Genomic DNA, 273 nt, shown 5'->3' with positions numbered 1-273 from the left:
CGAAAATTAACAAACAGTTCCATAGGCTCGGCGGAACCGCCTTTCTCAAGTATTTCATGGAGGAAGGATTCACCGGTCTGGCGGTTGAATATGCCTTCGTCTTCAAATCGAGAGAAAGCATCAGCAGACAACACCTCAGCCCACTTATAGCTGTAGTAGCCTGCTGCGTAACCACCAGCAAAAATATGGCTGAAGCCATGCTGGAAACGATTGAAAGCCGGAGGAATGACTACAGACACCTGACTGCGCACTTCGTCCAGAATCTCCTGAACA

Annotated in this window: 1 protein-coding gene; it reads right to left on the bottom strand. The window is 48.7% G+C overall.

The annotated features are described in order from the left end of the window. Nucleotides 1-273: M3 family metallopeptidase (locus tag CWC28_RS21835; protein ID WP_138625795.1), on the bottom strand; the 273-nt coding region annotated here is incomplete at both ends.

Origin of the sequence: Pseudoalteromonas sp. S4492, assembly GCF_005886115.1 — a bacterium.
GTDB lineage: Bacteria > Pseudomonadota > Gammaproteobacteria > Enterobacterales > Alteromonadaceae > Pseudoalteromonas > Pseudoalteromonas gelatinilytica.
This window is presented reverse-complemented; position numbering and strand designations above follow the sequence as displayed.